We start from the raw sequence: 16,262 nt of genomic DNA, 5'->3' as shown, positions 1-16,262 counted from the left end.
TACTATTCAAGTGGGATCATTTTTCAATTATATCTTTTTTTCTTAACGCAAGAACTAAATGTTATATGTAAAGAAATAGTTAGTCACAAAAGTTTATTTAAAACAATTTGATAGTGTTTATCTGTATTTTTATTTGTATTTTCACTATCTAAGCGAAAATTTAAAGTAAGTATGCATATTTACAAAGTGTTAAAAAAATGTTTAATAAATGGGTTAAGCGTGGAAACACACGCATGAGAAAGGATTTGGTAAAAGATCATCAGAAGTATTCAATTAGTATTGGTACACAGTGCCATAGGTATTTGCAATTGGGATTGATGTTGCTTAAAGCACCAACACCTAATGATATGACGTGAAAACGTCTGGAATGATGAAAGTTCACAGCTACACCTAGGGTGAGTAGTGAGCATATCGATATAAGGCAATATCTATGAGTTTGAAAAAACAAAAATTTAGTATGAGTTCGTTAAGTTTGGCCATTTCAATCGCAGTGGCAGGTATCGGAGCCAGTCATTCAGCCATAGCGGATGATGATGTGAAAGCCACAAAAGATTCTAAAATTGAAAAAATTGCAGTAGTAGGTACTCGCGCCGCGCCTCGTTCTATTAATGATTCTCCAGTACCGATTGATATCATTGGTGCAGAAGAAATCCAGAAAGCCGGTAATACTGATATGCTGGAAATTTTAAAAGGCAGTATTCCTTCCTTGAATGTACATTCTAACCCTATCAGTGATGCAGCTTCCCTTGTTCGCCCAATGAATCTTCGTGGTTTGTCAGCAGACAGTACCTTAATATTATTAAATGGTAAGCGCCGTCATCGCTCATCAGTAATTGCATTTTTAGGTGGTGGCATCAACGATGGTGCGCAAGGCCCCGACATTTCAGTCATTCCAAGCATTGCACTTAAGCAAGTTGAAGTGCTGCGTGACGGTGCTGCGGCTCAATATGGCTCAGATGCAATAGCAGGTGTAGTGAACTTTGAGCTTAAAGATAATAGCAGTGGTGGTAGCCTTGAAGTGAAAACTGGTGAGTATTATGAAGGTGATGGTGCCAGTACACAAGTGGCAGGCAATATTGGTATGCCTCTGACTGAAAACGGTTTTGCTAATTTTAGTTTCCAATATAAGAATGCGGATGCAACCAGCCGAAGTGTTCAGCGTCCAGACGCGCAGGCGTTTGCGGCCGCAGGTCTCCCTATCGAAGACCCTGCACAAATTTGGGGCTCACCAGAAATCAATGATGACATTACCTTATTCGCGAATTTAGGCTTAGAGCTGGATGAGTTTTCTGAGGCTTACCTATTTGGTAACTACTCGGAGCGTGATGTAAGAGGTGGTTTCTACTATCGTAACCCAAATAACCGTGGTGGTGTTTACTCAAATGATGGTGGTGAAACATTACTGGTTGGTGATTTGACTCCGGGGCCAGTAGGGCAAGTTAATGAAGGTTTAGGATTAGGTGATGGCATTAGTTGCCCAGTTATTCCGGTGACGTCTACTAATGTTACGCAGCAAGCCGATTACATTGAGCACGTTCAAAACAATCCAAATTGCTTTGCATTTAATGAAATATTACCGGGTGGTTTTACGCCAAACTTCGGTGGCAATATCGTTGATACCTCAATTACAGCAGGTACCAAAGGCGAGTTTCAAATTGATTGGCTACATGGGATTCAATACGACTTCAGTGGTTCGTTTGGACAAAATGAATCTAAGTATGTCATTTACAATACCGTTAATGCTTCTTTAGGTGCGGACACACCACGTGATTTCGAACCAGGTGGCGCAACGAACTCAGAGTGGACTTTTAACCTCGACTTTGTAAAATTTGCCGATTGGGGACTGTATGACGATGTTGGCATCGCATTTGGTTATGAGTGGCATCAAGAAACCTTTGAAATCGTAGCAGGTGATGTAGCTTCATTTACGGCAGGCCCCTTAACAAGCCAAGGTTTTGGTATTGGCTCAAATGGTTTTCCGGGGTATAAGCCATCAGCTGCGGGTGAATACAGTAGCCGCAACAGCGCGCTTTATGTTCAAGCGAGCTTACCGTTTAGCGAACGCTTCCTTGTTGATGCCGCTGTTCGCTTTGAAGATTATCAATCCTTTGGTTCAACTACGAACTTTAAAGTTGCAGGTCACTATAGTCTGACAGACGACTTTGCACTACGTGGTTCGGTCAATAGTGGTTTCCGTGCACCAACCGTTGGTCAATCTAATGTTACATTAGTTCGCACCGAGCTCTCAGCAGGTCAATTAATTGATATCGCATTATTACCGCCAACCAACCCTATTGCACAAGAACTTGAAGCGACGGCTTTGTCACCTGAAGAATCGTTCAGTTATACCTTAGGTGGAGTTTATAATTACAATGACTTCTTCTTGACCGTTGATTATTACAACATTCAAGTTGAGGATCGCATTAGCCAGTCAGCTGCTCGCACCTTAACGGCGGCAAATAAAGCGACACTAAAAGCGGCTGGAGTACCAAATGTAGATGGGCTTTCTTCGGTGAGCTTCTTCACGAATGATTTTGATACGACCACTCAAGGTATTGATATCGTCGCTAACTATCAAACGGATTTATTATCAGGTGATGCGAGTTTCTCGTTATCTTACAACTGGAACGAAACAACCGTTGATAAGTACACTGAGATCACCGGTGATTTTAAAGTTTCTCGTTTAGAAGATGATTTACCGAATCATAGAGCTACGTTGACTTGGGGACAGTCTTGGGATGACTGGAACATGTTCACTCGTATTAATTATTATGGCGAATATCAAGGTGTACATGTTGATTATGGTGCAACAGCTAAAACGGGCTCTGCAGCCATTACCGTTGACATGGAGCTGAACTACAACATTAATGATTCGTTCTCGGTTGCGGTAGGTGCTCAGAACCTATTTGATCAAGAAGCTGAAAGAATTGATTTTGGCACAGCTGATGAGAACCGTACATGGGGCGGATTGTATTATGAAACGTCACCTTTTGGTTTTAACGGTGGATATTATTACGTGAAGGGTTCATATCACTTCTAGATATGTGAAATAGTATGACTTTGAATGAAGTAGCCTTGCTAATAGCAAGGCTACTTTTTTAAGGGGGGTAATGCTCAAGTAAAAACACATCCGTCATCACTTTATAAAGCTCAGTACCTTGATGAACGGCCGCAGAAGCAAAGTGAAGAATAGGAATACACTCGATATCCAAACTGATATGTTGATACTCATCTTTGGTGCCGTACTGATCCATCCTCAGCAAGCTCAATAGCGGTTGATCTACACTTAATTTTTCCCCCAGTGGCGCTAAATACTCAATCATTCCTGCTGTAGGTGCATAGAATTTTTTATAGTTCTCGAGCTGACAAGCATAACGATCCATTTTAACGGGAGTGACTTTTTCGGTAATAACACCTTTATGACTGAGGTAAGCGAGAATTCCATTTGCATCGATTTTTGCATCATTCATGTCAATGCGTTCTTGGCTGGCAAGTTCAAGTGTAAAAGCATTAACAGCAACATCAAGTTGTCGCCCTTGAGTCTCAGCAAGTTCTGACAGTTTCCACCACGGACAAAACATCGCTTCATCCATGGCACCAGCAAAATCATTGGGCATTACGAGTACATAAGGAATAGAAAAATACTGCGCTGCATCAATAGCATATTCTGGGCAATACATATGCTTGCATGATTTTGGGCCAGTATGTAAGTCAAACACGATATCGGCTTGATGACCAAGTATTTGCAATTCTGTTGCTAAACGTTGGCCAGTACTAATTCCCCATGGGTTCTGTAATCGTTGCTGGCAACTTGATAATAAAGTTTGACGAAATGCAGAGAACAAATCAGAGTCATTATGTGATTGATTTTTTGTGTACCAATATTCAATGTCAAAGTTGTGGTCGTAATATTCTCGATTCCAATTAATACCAGTAATAGGATCAAATCGTCCGAGTGTAAACTCACCACTTTTTTGATTGATCCCCATCGGGTTAGCGAGCGGAACTAAAGTAACCACTGAGTTAAGGTGAGTGTTCTCAAGTTGCTTCATTAACTCAAATATTACCGCATTACCTTGAACTTCTGCTCCATGAACATTGGCTTGAATATACACACTCGGCCCAGACGGATTCTCAGGTGTAAACTGATACACAGGTATGGTTAATGCTTGCCCCGTGGCTAATTCACCAACATTGATTTCCCATTTATTCGGCTTGTTCATGATAGGCCTTCAAATAGATCTCTATGTAGTGTTTGTACAACGGCTGCTGCATCTTTTTCTGCGACGAGTATGCACATATTATGTTGGCTGGCACCTTGGCTGCTCATTCTGATATTAAACTCAGAAAGCGAATCGAAAACTTGTTGGCACACGCCAGTGGTATTCGGAATGTTATTACCGATGATCGCAACAAGCGCCAAAGAGTCTTCGATTTTCACGTTACAATGATGTTCTAGCTCTTGAATGAGTGCGTCATTTAGTAACTGCTGTCCGCTTGAATCTGATCCGGTTTTATCCAGTGTGAGTGCAACATTTACCTCAGAGGTAGTAATTAAATCAACACTGATTTTATGGCGGGCGAGAGAAGCAAAGGTTTCAGCCAAAAAACCTTGAGCATGCAACATTTTTAAACTGTGTAAGTTGAGTAACGTTTGATCACGCCTTACAGCAACGGCTCTGTAAACGGGAGCATTATTAACTTGTGTTCTTATCCAAGTGCCCGAAGACTCAGGCTGTTTGCTGGAACCCACAAAAACTTCGATATTTTTTCTCACGGCAGGTAGTATCGTTGCTGGATGTAGTATTTTTGCGCCAAATGTCGCCATTTCGGCGGCTTCACTGAAACTGATCTCTTTAATTGGTTTCGCGTTAGCGGCTAAACGGGGATCAGTCGTATAAATGCCTGCAACATCAGTCCAAATTTCTAAGGTCGTGGCATTTAAGGCTTCAGCAAGAAGTGCGGCGGAATAATCACTGCCGCCTCGACCTAAAGTAGTCGTACGCCCTTGTTCATTGGCACCAATGAATCCTTGTGTTACAAAACGCGTATTGTTAAGTGATGGCAGTAATTCACTCTGACATAAACGAAAAATGTCATTGATATCGGGTTCTGCAGCACCAAACTGATCGTTTGTTCGCATGACCTTTCGAGCATCGAAGACTTGAGAGTATTCGCCCTGTTGCTTAAGAACTTCGTTAAACAATATTGAAGAACATTGCTCACCTATGGATAAAAGCTCATCCATAACTTCTTTACTACGATTCAAAATCAACGACTCACTCAGCACTGACATATGATTCAGTAAGCTATCAATGAGCGCAAGCAGGTGTTGTGATTGCGGCAAGTTATCAATGATTGAATATTGAATTTGAGCAATATTTTTTAAAAGCTGAACTCTTCGCTCATCGTTTACATGAGCTTGTGTGAGTTCGACCAGTAAATTAGTGACACCGCTAGACGCGCTTACTACAACTAAACGAGTAAACGGATTGCTTAAAACGATACGCGCACAATTTAACATTGAAGGATAGTCAGCCACTGAAGTGCCACCAAACTTGGCGATGACTAATTTTTTAGAAATGATAGACATTAACGATCTCCTTTGAGAGTGAGGAGATGAGAATAATTATTGAGACAAACGGTTACTGACATTGTTACTCCGAACATGGATTGCTCGGAAAGCCTGGTGCGAGCTGCATATTGATTTTGAATTTCACCAAATATGAGCATTGAAGTGTAAATGCATACTCAAACTTGAGTGCAATCACGAAATTCTCACCAGAAGCTCTCCGCTAGCTAATAATTGCCCCATCATGGGGTAGCTGCGACAATCATTTGGATTCAGCCAAATGATCGACACTAATCCTCACGCACAGGAATCGTGTCTCGGCGTTAATCTCCCTCATAAGTCATCAATGGAGTTGGTGCTCCTTAGACTTACTACCTAGTTAACGCTCCTCTTCTGTTTTGCTTTAAAAGCGAGCAAAAAATAACAAATAAACTTTAACTATGTCAACATAAATAATACTTTTGTATATATTAAATTATGAATGTTTACTGTAAGTTAGCACGTCAGGGAAATCACTGACCAAGTTACTTCGAAGGTGAAACGCTCCTAAGTCAATTTCGTTGGCAGAAAGTAAAACTGGGATTAACGTTAGCTTGCCTTGGTTTACATAATAGATGGCATTTTGAACAAATTGTTCACCAAGTTTGATGGCTTGTCCTTTATCGATAAAAATAGCCCAACTTTTCTCAAAGTAGGATAAATCTTTATCAGCACCTAATACCGCACGATAAGGACATCGAAGTTGTTCAATTTCTTTAAGTAGTTGTTTGTCTTTAAGACGGTTTTGACTTTGGTTGAGTTGTTGCCCTTGAGGATTACAGGCGGTAATAATGGCGAAGGAAAGGTGATTAGCGAATGGCTGAGTTAACAGAAACTGAGTCGTCTGATAACTACGCCAAAGATCATCAAATTCATGAGTCATAACAAGTACACTCGTAGTAAGCCCAAAACAGTCTAACAAATCCTTAATTAAAACCAAAACGAATAAATGAGATTAATTCGCGTTAATGTATGCTAAAAATGAGCAGTTAACAATGTGATTAAGTCTATAAAAAATAACGGTAAATTCACACGTTTAAGTACATAAAACTAGGGGGGGTAGTTTTGTTAACATTTTATTTGTTAACAAATACAGAAAACGAGTACAATGTAGATGTTAACTCAGTCAATTATCGTACAGTAGGAAACAGTACGATACATTTTTGACAAATGGATTAAGCAGGTTAACAAACGCCTGTACAAAAAGTGATCTAATTTGTTTTAACATCTAAACTTCAAATAAACACACTGGCTAAGGAACTAAGACCCGCTGTTTTAATCGAAGTGAGTACAGTTCGCGTTTGATTCATTGCTGCAATGAACTAGAAACATGCTTAGCGACTTATTAATAAAGTAATTACATTAGACTAAATTAATAAGGTGCACTGAAGGAGATATTGTTCATATGTAATAAACTTAATGCATTTAAGTTTTATATGTGTCGTTACAACAGATTTGATTAAACTTTTAGGTAATTAACTATGCAAAACCCGCACATTTTGATCGTTGAAGATGAAGCCGTAACCCGTAATACACTGAGAAGTATATTTGAAGCAGAAGGGTATTTAGTCAGCGAAGCCAATGATGGCGCTGAAATGCATAAGGCAATGCAAGACAATAAAGTCAATTTAGTCGTTATGGATATTAACCTACCGGGTAAAAATGGTTTGTTATTAGCACGTGAATTACGTGAGATAAATAATATAGGTTTGATCTTTCTGACGGGTCGTGATAACGAAGTTGATAAAATTCTCGGCTTAGAAATTGGTGCTGATGACTACATTACTAAACCTTTTAATCCTCGTGAATTAACCATTCGTGCTCGTAACCTGCTTACTCGCGTGAGTAACGCTGGTGTTGAAGTCGATGAAAAAAGCAATGTTGACTCATATCGCTTCAATGGATGGTCGCTTGAAATAAACAGCCGTTCTCTTGTTAGTCCTCAAGGTGAATCTTATAAGCTACCACGCAGTGAGTTTCGTGCCATGCTCCACTTTGTAGAAAATCCAGGTCGTATCTTAACTCGTGCTGATTTGCTATTGAAAATGACTGGTCGTGAGCTTAAACCTCATGATCGTACTGTTGATGTAACAATCCGCCGCATACGTAAGCATTTTGAAAGCACACCAGATACACCAGAAATCATTGCGACGATTCACGGTGAAGGGTATCGTTTCTGCGCTAACTTGTCTGAATGATTTTTAAGATAAAAGCTATTTTGGATTGATTGTCCAGATGAAGAAACCAGAACTGAGATTCTGGTTTTTTTATGTCTGAAATTTAGCCTTTTTGAAATTTCTTAGAAATTTCAATCCACAAGGTCGTGAACAATATGAAATTGCTGACTTTAAAAAAACATTAGAGGAAAGCTGGTGGTTCATAAGTTATACCATCGGATTGAATTTTGCTGTAACTCTTGAACTTACTCAAAACCTTCACAATATTAGTTTATTAATTAATAAAACAGACATTCCTTTTATTACTTCTGATCAACCTGTTATAAATGTTTTTGATTATCGGGAAAGCGGAAGTTTTGAGCCACCAAAAGAGGAAGAGCTGGATTTATATTATCCTATTTCACCTAATACAGCTTTTATGATGGCACGGTCTAAGCGATTTTCTAATGGATTCGTACATGTTACAGAGGAAATAGTTAATGAAATGAATATAAAAATTGCCAGAATGGCTCAAACTCATATTTTCAGCAATAGTGAAGAGTCTATCAAGCAGTATAAAAAGTATACGGGGGCTAACTTAAAAGAGTTTTTACAACAAGAACCTGCATATACTTAAATTTTATGTGTGCATGGGTTTTATGAAGTAGGGTATTGATTTTAAAAAATTTAACTTACCTATTTGAAGGTTTTATTGATGTTTATGGTAAGTTTGACGTTAGCTACGGAGAGGTAAACTCGGTAAACGATTGGATTCTCAATGGGCGATGTAATCGTTAAATCATGGATGATACATATGAACTTTTTAAAAGATAATAAAGCAATTAGAAACTGCATAGAAATACTTACATGCAAACAGCCCAATTCAGAACCAATTATGATTGCTGTAGCTTATTGGGGAAAGCGAGTTGAATATTTAATCAGTGATAATAGGTACTATAAAATAGTTTGCAACCTTTCAGATGGGGGAACTAACCCTGATGTTATTAGTGATTTGATGAAGAAAGAAAACGTTGAAATTAGGAAGTTAGAACGTCTTCACTCTAAAGTTTTTATCACAGAAAAGTCAGCGATTGTTGGCTCTTCCAATTTTTCACAAAACGGACTTGGTTTGGATAGTTGTATAGGAACAATTGAAGCGGCTATTGAAACTAGCGAAACATTAGAGATCATGAATTGGTTTGATCAAATATGGGGTAGATCGAGTAAAATCACTGATAAAGATATAAACAAAGCTAGAAGTATGTTCTCAGTATGTGATGAGAAGGTGTTTGAAAATGTGAAACCAAAACCTGAAGAACCTATTAATGAAAATGAATTATTTGATGGTGAACCTATAAAAAGAAATAAAACTAGAATGGCTAGTTCAAGAATAGTCAACCATTACTGTAAAAATGAATCTATAGATATAAGTAATAGAACAGCACGTCGGGTAACTGCTCATGCAGCAAATTTGGTATGGGTAGCAGCGGGGAACAGTGTTGAAACAGCTATTTCTGATAAAAGTATTTTTAAAACAATGGATGATGTATTTTCAAGAATGACCTCTAAGGGAATAAAAACTCAAGACAAAGTATTATCATTACTAGCTACTTTAAAAGAGGAAAAGGGCTTTTCATATGAAATAAGGTATTGGGCTGAACAGGCTTATATATATTTAGAGAGAAAATTGCTAATGGATAAATAAGATTAAAACAAAAAAACCGACTCAATGGTCGGCTTGTTAATCAAAAAAATATGGTACCCGAGGACGGACTTGAACCGTCACTTCTTTCGAAATCGGATTTTGAATCCGACGTGTCTACCAATTCCACCACTCGGGCATATTTTTTAGACTATCTAAACTTTGCAAATCTTTGCAAGGTTTTTGCAAGGTTTTTGTTCGTTAATTTTTTAAAAATTAACTCTTTAAAACAACCGTTTAGTTAAATCTTAAGTGTACACACTACGCATTTTGAATCCGACGTGTCTACCAATTCCACCACTCAGGCATCTTAAAGAAGTCATCGCATTAACTCACTTGTCTTTGCGATGGAACGGAATTATACGCACAGCCTAGGGAATGGCAAGGGCTTTACTATAAGAATTTTATAAATTTCGTTCAATCGGGCGAAATTCGCTCATTTCTACAATGTTACTACAAGATGGATATTCTACCGCTTAAATACGAACTCAATTTCAATTTAAAAATCAGATAGAAATTTTGTACATTGCCCATGTAGTTCCTGTCTGCTTTTTTGTGTATAAATTGTGATCTCACTTAGAGATTGAATTGACTTAAGTCAATGCGTTTTTTGAAATTATGATTATTTAACTCTATGTTTTTGTTTGATTTTGTTTTACCTGCGACATGATGTCGCACTCTGCTATTTTAATATTGTTGTTTGTATTTCTCAGATGCAAAATTTAGTCACAAATGTACAAGGAATTATTAACATGCGCCTAAATCATCTGAGTGTTTTACTTTTTTCAATGTATGCGGTGAGCAACTATAGTTGGGCTGATACAAGTTCAAAAGAAGTGCACGAAGTCATTAAAGTAAGAGGGCAAGTGTCCAAAAGAGTTGATGTTAATGAAAGTGCTATGGCTACCCCAAACTATGCCATTCCAAGCAGTGATTTGACAGATTTGTTAAAATCAATTCCAGGAGCCAATATAAACGCCAATGGCCCAGTAAGTAAAATCGCACAATATCGAGGTCTTTATGGTGATCATATTGCGACTGAAGTCGATGGCTTAGCACTCTCAGGTGCAGGACCTAATGCGATGGATACGCCACTGAGTTATGCTGGCACATTAATGACTGAATCGTTGGAAATGACGCGTGGTATTGCTCCTGTCAGTAGTGGCGTAGATACAATCGGTGGCAGTCTCAAAGTCAATACGGTTGAAGCGGACACTGAACAAAATTTCAATCATATTCTGTCTCAATACACCGACAATGGCAAACAAACCCAATTAGGTGCGCTTACTAACCTTGCGTTTACAGATCAAGCCTTACTCCTTCATATTGAGCAGTCAAAAGGTACAGATACCGTTGAAGATGGACAAGGACGTAAAATTGTCCCTTCGGTATATGATAAACAAAAATTCGGCGCAAAATATGTAAATCAATTTACTGAAAATCATCAATTAATGGTGAATTTTCAAGCCATAAATACTGGTGATTCGGCGAGCCCTGCATTACCTATGGATATTGATTTTATTGATACTGACAGGTTAAAAATCGCAGGACTATCCACATTAGAGTGGGGAGAAATGAATTGGCATATAGGTTGGCAAAATGCTCGCCATGGCATGTCAAATAGCCTTCTGCGTCCTGTGATGTCTCCAATGATGGCTCGTTTTAATCGTGCAGATAGTACAGGGATTGATGCGAGTTTGTCATTTAATATGGACGAGTGGCAGTTTGGGATTGATTATCAACAAAGTCTTCATGACTCAAGGATAACGAATCCGAATAACTCAATGATGGTCGTGAATAACTTTACTGAGGTTGAGCAACAAACGATCAGCATTTTCTCTCAATGGTCAACACAAGTTGATGAACAGAATTGGCAATTAGGGGCAAGGGTTAAGCAATATTCTAATGATGCTGGCGAAGTCAGTCACTCTATGGCAATGATGATGCCTAATATTAAGTATCTGCAAGATAAGTTTAATCAGCAGAATAGAAGCACCAACCAGTTGGGTATCGATCTTGTGGCACAGTGGATCATGGAGCAAAACCAAAATTTAGATTGGCGTGCTAGTTTGGCTCATAAGCAATCGAGCCCAAGTTATCAGCAGCGTTACTTATGGGTGCCAATGCAAGCAACAGGAGGCTTAGCAGATGGACGCACATATGTCGGCAACGTTAATTTAGATTTAGAAACGGCCCTTCAGGCTGAGCTTGGTTTTGATTATCAAGACAGAAAACTCTCAGTGAGTCCTCGAGTTTTTTGGCAAAAAATTAATGATTATGTACAAGGTGTGCCATTAACGGATCCTAAAACAAAAATGGTAGCGGCTATGATGATGGGGGATGAAAATCCTCTGATGTTCGCTAACACGGATGCAAAACTATATGGAATGGATATTGAGGCAAGTTATCAGTTACACCCTCAATTACAGTTATCTATGCTTGCGAGTTATACACGTGGCGAACGTACTGATACCGATGATAACTTGTATCGTTTAGCGCCACTTTCAGGGCAAATGTCATTGAATTGGCAGCAACAAGACTGGCGGGCACAACTTATTTGGCGTGGTGCTGACAAACAAGACAAGGTATCTGCTGTACAAAAAGAGCAAACGACAGCTGGATACGGTGTGGTCGATGTGCTTGCGGCTTACGAAAATGATAATTGGCTCGTAAAAGCTGGAGTGAGCAATTTGTTAGATAAAGCGTATCACGACCATTTAGCTGGGATTAACCGCGTAAAAGGACAAGAAGTGCCGGAAGGGGAACGTATTCCAGGTTATGGACGTCAGTTGTGGGTGTCGGTGTTATTTAGTTTTTAAAGTATTCAGTCCTAAAAAGTCATCCAGAAAAAGTTTTTGACTCCGAAAGCCGTTTGAGCCAGCATCCATCCGCTGGCTCTTTTTTATAGATTTTTGATACGAGTTGCCGCCACAACCTTTCCAAGTTTTTGAACCACTTCTGCCAGTTTTTGTAGAGAGTCGTTGGGTGATACGCTCTTCTTTTGTAGATAGTTGTTGAGCCACATGAAAGCGGCACCCTCGGCTTTATTGTCGAAACTTTTCGTGTCAGCCGTAAATTCGCTATAACATTGAGCACTGCACAAACGGCGAGATCTGATGATAAACAGTAAATTATCAAGATCAGCGTCACTAAATTGCTCTTTGATTAAATTGCTAATTTTCTCTTCTAAATATTCTATTCTTTCTTCGTATGTAGAAGTGCTTAGTATCATGTTTTGGGTTAATACCTGTGTTTGAGCATTCGATAATCGCTGTTCAATTGAAGTTGTTTCTGATCTTAATTGCTCTGCTAAAATAACATCAACATTTTCTACTGCATTGATGAGATGATTGAGATTCGCTTCTTGTGAACCTGCACATCGCTCCATCCATACGTCAAGTAATCGAGCATTTGAATTTTTTGCTTTTTCTATGCTTTCAGCAATGCCTTTTGGGATGATTTGGGATTGTATAAATAACAACCTTCTCAAATTAACTTTAGAGAAGCGTTTCTCCAATAAAAATAAAGTAGCTTCACATTTTGAACCGAATAATGTATCGGCCATAACAACATCATTTACACTCGCAGCTGTTACTGGTTCTACATGGTCTGCTTGAGTTTCAGTTTCTTGTAAAAAATTCGAAACAGCTCGATCTTCTGTCTCCATATCAGTTTCAACGTGAAAATCATTGCTGCCTGCGCTGATAAGCATATCGAGTTTTGGTTCCGAAGCAGGTTCAACGCCGGAAGGTGAGCGAGTCAGTTGCTGAAAATCTTGAACTGGAGGAGTGAGCATTTAAAACTCTCCTAAATATAGGCTTGAACCTTGTTAGAGGATATTTTCACGTTGTAATTGAACTGCATACTAAATTTTGTACAAAATAGCATATAGCTTGGGCAAGTTTATAAATTTTATAATGAATATTATTTAATCAAAATTAAAGAAGAAGTATTAAGGAACTGTCTCAAAATAACTTACCGATTTGTTACTGCTTAAAATTGTCAATATCAAGGCACGAAGAATGAAGTTTAGTTATTCTAAATGAAAAATGAGTAACGTAGAGAGTGGCAATTTTAAGCGTAACCCTTTGGGCTGTGTTTATTTTTGGCTTCTACTGTGTTGTCGAAAGCTTATGTAGAGTAACTACACCACACTTTCTTCGCCTTGTATAAGCTCAAAAATAAACGACAGCAAAACAGGGAAGTTATTTTGGGACAGTTCCTAAGTAGCAACCGGTTTTTTCTCCAGTTTTCTTTGTAAGCTACGACGGTGCATACCGAGTTGCCTTGCGGTAGCGGATACATTGCCTTTGTTTGCCGCAAGTACTTGTTGAATATGCTCCCACTCTAGGCGTTTAGGCGTCATGATAGGCTCTTCAGGAACGAGTTCTTCTAAGTTCGCATTTGTCATAGATAAGGCTTGCACTAAGGTTTGTGTGTCAGCAGGTTTAGCCAAATAATTATCAGCACCAAGGCGTATGGCTTCTACCGCTGTCGCGATGCTAGAAAATCCAGTAAGTAATACAATAACGCAGTTAGGCAGTAATTGTTTTAATGGTTGAATGAGTGCTAGGCCATTGTCTTCGTCCAGTTTCATATCTAGTAATATATGACTGGGTTGCCATTGTCTTGCCTGTAAAAGAGCTTGAGTTTTATCGTGTGCCATCATGATCTGATAATGTTGCGCTGCAAGTCTTCGTGCCAGCACTTGAGCAAGAGAGATATCATCTTCTATGATCAATAACTTATTCATTTTGTGTTCACCGGTATATGTACAATGGCAATGCTTCCTTGCTCTGAGTGTTGGGCTAAACTTAGAGTTGAGAGATTCCGCTCCAAGGTGGCATTGGTGAGTAACAAGGCTATACCTAGGCCATTATTGCTCGGAACCATTTTGTGACCAAGATAGGGAGATAAATTGCTATCAATACCTTTCCCAAAATCCCTAATATTGATGACTAAATGATGGGGACTCAATTCAATGGCTAATTCGACTTTTGCTTGAGTCATGAAATCAAAACTGGCTTTGGCCGCATTATCAATTAAAGTGATCAAGGCTGGTAATACGCCATGATCGATACTAACCAGATGCTTTGAATCGTTAGGAATTGTCCAAGTAATTTCATGATGGGGAAGCAGTAATTGGGTTTTCTTTTTTACGTCTTGTATGAATCGGTCAACCGGCCATGATTGCTTATTTCCTTCGCGAATTGCCTCTGTGGCCATACGTAATTCTTTTAAGCTGGACTCACAGCGTATCAAATTGGCATTAATCTCATTAATACCTTGATGCGTATATTTTTCTGATATTTCGTCTAACCATAACCTCATGCTGCATAGTGGAGTCGCAAGTTGGTGTGCCATTTGCGCAGAAGTGGCACCCAAAGCCACTAATTGTTCTTGTTTTAGCTGTGATTCTCTCAATTGACTCAGTTGAGAGTCTCTTTGTCTAAGTTTTCGACTGATTAAGGTTAAACTGGCGTTAATCACAACGGCCGAAAGAATAAAGTTCAGCCACATCCCAATATAGTGAGCCCCCATATTCATGTGAGCCATATGATTATTATCTGAAGATAGATAAAGCATGACACTATAAGCAAGGCAATTAATAATACTGAGTAATAAAGAGTTCCATATAGGGAGCGCAATAGCCGCGATAGCGATTGGAATTAATAGTGAAGATATGAAGGCGTTAGTCGCGCCACCAGTGAGATATAGCCAGCTAAGCCAAAAGGCATTATCAATCAATAATAACCAAAACAGACCATCATTAAAGTCATAGACTTTAGCAAGTTGATGATGACTGATGAATAGATAAATTAGTTCAACGGCAAAAAAGTACCCCAGCAATTGTGAGTCAAGACTTAAACCAAACCAATCACTTAACCAGTAGGTCAATAATAATCTGATCAAAAAACCAAAATATCGAGGATAAATAAGACTCTGGGTTACCTTCGATTCTTGCATTCTTCACTCGTCTTTAATTTGGTTATTTTAATTAAATAATAAAGGGTTATGAGATTCTAATAAATGTAAATATTTGCATTTATTGATCTATGTTATCTGTCACGAAGAAAAATTTGGTTGTCATCAGAACAAAGTTCAGCAAGCTCAGAATTGTAGCGCCTTAACTGAATATTGAGGTTCATTAAACTGGTACAAATGTTGAATTGTTCAAGGTATTCACGACGAGAACAGTCAGTTCTTTTTGGGGGGAGTGACTTCCTTGAATTTTGAAGACGCTGTTGTCGACTTTCACTGTTTTTAATTAACATGGTTAATTCACAGATCCTGTCTTTGATAATGTTTTGGGTACTTCTTATTGCCGGTTTAGGTACGTGAAGTTCGCGAATGGAAGGCATTTTTGTATTTTGTATTTTTAGGATGTGCTTTTTGATTGATTCTTGCCTTAATTGATCTGTTTTATTTGATTTAATTAAAAATGATTTTGCACTGTGGGGTATAGCAGCAAATTTTAGTTTATAGACTTCATGAAGTGAAACTAATTTTTCTTTATTTTCAACGTCTAGCTGCTTGTTAGTTGTCCTAACTAGGCTTCCGTTAGATGGTTTTTGGGTATGTTTTAATCGGTGTGTTTGGTTAGATGGATGAGGAGCGGATTTTTCACTTTCTGATAATGGTGTTGATTGAAACTTCTCTGCGTGATCAGAAGTCGCAGTCGTTGATTTTTGTTGTGTTACAGCTTGAGAAGTGAAGTGTTCTTCTCCATGGTATTGATCTCGGGAAGAGTTGAAAGGTGTTGCAGTTATCATACTACGATCCTCCATCAATT

General features: G+C 38.7%; 12 protein-coding genes, 1 tRNA gene and 1 riboswitch. Of the genes, 5 read left to right on the top strand and 8 right to left on the bottom strand.

What is annotated here, in order from left to right; translation table 11 throughout:
• The first annotated feature begins 430 nt into the window (after positions 1-430).
• Positions 431-3,040, top strand: coding sequence for a TonB-dependent receptor plug domain-containing protein (locus E2I05_RS18000; protein WP_121852154.1), 2,610 nt, complete (start codon positions 431-433; stop codon positions 3,038-3,040).
• A 58-nt stretch (positions 3,041-3,098) separates the two neighbouring features.
• On the opposite strand, the gene E2I05_RS17995 is transcribed toward E2I05_RS18000, so the two are convergent.
• From E2I05_RS17995 to E2I05_RS17985, 3 genes are all read right to left on the bottom strand, one after another.
• Positions 3,099-4,223 carry a succinylglutamate desuccinylase/aspartoacylase family protein gene (locus E2I05_RS17995; protein WP_133309785.1) on the bottom strand — a complete coding sequence of 375 codons (1,125 nt, stop codon included), beginning with the start codon at positions 4,221-4,223 and terminating at the stop codon, positions 3,099-3,101.
• Positions 4,220-5,593, bottom strand: coding sequence for a lysine-sensitive aspartokinase 3 (gene lysC, locus E2I05_RS17990; protein WP_121852152.1), 1,374 nt, complete (start codon positions 5,591-5,593; stop codon positions 4,220-4,222). Before lysC ends, E2I05_RS17995 begins: the two co-directional genes overlap by 4 nt.
• 184 nt (positions 5,594-5,777) lie before the next feature.
• Positions 5,778-5,973: riboswitch (Lysine riboswitch) on the bottom strand.
• A 74-nt stretch (positions 5,974-6,047) separates the two neighbouring features.
• Positions 6,048-6,494, bottom strand: coding sequence for a DUF3293 domain-containing protein (locus E2I05_RS17985; RefSeq protein WP_121852160.1), 447 nt, complete (start codon positions 6,492-6,494; stop codon positions 6,048-6,050).
• 598 nt (positions 6,495-7,092) lie between these two features.
• Between E2I05_RS17985 and arcA the strand changes: the two genes are divergently transcribed.
• The 3 genes from arcA to E2I05_RS17970 all read left to right on the top strand — a co-directional run bounded on the left by arcA (position 7,093) and on the right by E2I05_RS17970 (position 9,472).
• Positions 7,093-7,809 (top strand): two-component system response regulator ArcA, encoded by a 717-nt coding sequence (arcA, locus tag E2I05_RS17980; protein ID WP_121852151.1) that lies wholly within the window; start codon positions 7,093-7,095, stop codon positions 7,807-7,809.
• Between the two features lie 91 nt (positions 7,810-7,900).
• On the top strand, positions 7,901-8,404 hold the full coding sequence (locus E2I05_RS17975) for a DUF4238 domain-containing protein (protein ID WP_121852150.1): 504 nt from the start codon (positions 7,901-7,903) through the stop codon (positions 8,402-8,404).
• 141 nt (positions 8,405-8,545) lie between these two features.
• Positions 8,546-9,472, top strand: a complete 927-nt coding sequence (locus E2I05_RS17970; protein ID WP_121852149.1) for a phospholipase D family protein — start codon at positions 8,546-8,548, stop codon at positions 9,470-9,472.
• Between the two features lie 51 nt (positions 9,473-9,523).
• Here the strand turns inward: E2I05_RS17970 and E2I05_RS17965 are convergent.
• A tRNA-Leu gene (locus E2I05_RS17965) sits at positions 9,524-9,608 on the bottom strand.
• A gap of 613 nt (positions 9,609-10,221) precedes the next feature.
• Between E2I05_RS17965 and E2I05_RS17960 the strand changes: the two genes are divergently transcribed.
• Positions 10,222-12,288, top strand: coding sequence for a TonB-dependent receptor plug domain-containing protein (locus tag E2I05_RS17960; RefSeq protein ID WP_165905428.1), 2,067 nt, complete (start codon positions 10,222-10,224; stop codon positions 12,286-12,288).
• Between the two features lie 83 nt (positions 12,289-12,371).
• Here the strand turns inward: E2I05_RS17960 and E2I05_RS17955 are convergent, their stop codons facing one another.
• From E2I05_RS17955 to E2I05_RS17940, 4 genes are all read right to left on the bottom strand, one after another.
• A complete protein-coding gene (locus E2I05_RS17955; protein WP_121852147.1) occupies positions 12,372-13,265 on the bottom strand; it encodes a hypothetical protein in 894 nt (297 codons plus the stop codon).
• Between the two features lie 426 nt (positions 13,266-13,691).
• Positions 13,692-14,222, bottom strand: coding sequence for a response regulator transcription factor (locus E2I05_RS17950; protein WP_121852146.1), 531 nt, complete (start codon positions 14,220-14,222; stop codon positions 13,692-13,694).
• Complete coding sequence (locus E2I05_RS17945; protein WP_121852145.1) at positions 14,219-15,436, bottom strand: ATP-binding protein; 1,218 nt, start codon at positions 15,434-15,436, stop codon at positions 14,219-14,221. Before E2I05_RS17945 ends, E2I05_RS17950 begins: the two co-directional genes overlap by 4 nt.
• 92 nt (positions 15,437-15,528) lie before the next feature.
• Positions 15,529-16,242 (bottom strand): hypothetical protein, encoded by a 714-nt coding sequence (locus tag E2I05_RS17940; RefSeq protein WP_121852144.1) that lies wholly within the window; start codon positions 16,240-16,242, stop codon positions 15,529-15,531.
• Positions 16,243-16,262 lie beyond the last annotated feature (20 nt).

The organism is Parashewanella spongiae (assembly GCF_004358345.1).
Classification (GTDB): domain Bacteria; phylum Pseudomonadota; class Gammaproteobacteria; order Enterobacterales; family Shewanellaceae; genus Parashewanella; species Parashewanella spongiae.
The sequence above is the reverse complement of the archived record's forward strand: the minus strand, read 5'-3'. Positions and strand labels throughout refer to the sequence as shown.

Excerpts from the sequence above, each read along its gene's own strand:
- E2I05_RS17995 (WP_133309785.1), bottom strand. The coding sequence starts at position 4,223 with ATGAACAAGCCGAATAAATGGGAAATCAATGTTGGTGAATTAGCCACG.
- E2I05_RS17940 (WP_121852144.1), bottom strand. The coding sequence starts at position 16,242 with ATGATAACTGCAACACCTTTCAACTCTTCCCGAGATCAATACCATGGA.
- E2I05_RS17945 (WP_121852145.1), bottom strand. The coding sequence starts at position 15,436 with ATGCAAGAATCGAAGGTAACCCAGAGTCTTATTTATCCTCGATATTTT.
- E2I05_RS17950 (WP_121852146.1), bottom strand. The coding sequence starts at position 14,222 with ATGAATAAGTTATTGATCATAGAAGATGATATCTCTCTTGCTCAAGTG.
- E2I05_RS17970 (WP_121852149.1), top strand. The coding sequence starts at position 8,546 with ATGGGCGATGTAATCGTTAAATCATGGATGATACATATGAACTTTTTA.
- E2I05_RS18000 (WP_121852154.1), top strand. The coding sequence starts at position 431 with ATGAGTTTGAAAAAACAAAAATTTAGTATGAGTTCGTTAAGTTTGGCC.
- E2I05_RS17955 (WP_121852147.1), bottom strand. The coding sequence starts at position 13,265 with ATGCTCACTCCTCCAGTTCAAGATTTTCAGCAACTGACTCGCTCACCT.
- E2I05_RS17960 (WP_165905428.1), top strand. The coding sequence starts at position 10,222 with ATGCGCCTAAATCATCTGAGTGTTTTACTTTTTTCAATGTATGCGGTG.
- arcA (WP_121852151.1), top strand. The coding sequence starts at position 7,093 with ATGCAAAACCCGCACATTTTGATCGTTGAAGATGAAGCCGTAACCCGT.
- lysC (WP_121852152.1), bottom strand. The coding sequence starts at position 5,593 with ATGTCTATCATTTCTAAAAAATTAGTCATCGCCAAGTTTGGTGGCACT.
- E2I05_RS17985 (WP_121852160.1), bottom strand. The coding sequence starts at position 6,494 with ATGACTCATGAATTTGATGATCTTTGGCGTAGTTATCAGACGACTCAG.